1 protein-coding gene is annotated in these 212 nt (G+C 64.2%); it reads left to right on the top strand.

Annotated elements, in window-relative coordinates; translation table 11 throughout:
- A partial coding sequence (locus tag AC5P09_RS52355) for a hypothetical protein (protein ID WP_493880679.1) occupies positions 1-212 on the top strand: 212 nt, incomplete at both ends.

Raw genomic sequence — 212 nt, 5'->3', positions numbered from 1 at the left:
CACGGCCTGATCTTCGAGCGGTTCCTCAACCCCGAGCGCGTCTCCATGCCCGACGTCGACATCGACTTCGACGAGCGTCGGCGCGTCGAGGTGATCAGGTACGTGACGGAGAAGTACGGCGCCGACAAGGTCGCCATGATCGGCACCTACGGCAAGATCAAGGCGAAGAACGCCATCAAGGACTCCGCGCGCGTGCTGGGCTACCCGTACGC

The organism is Streptomyces sp. a15, from assembly GCF_059026085.1.
This window is presented reverse-complemented; position numbering and strand designations above follow the sequence as displayed.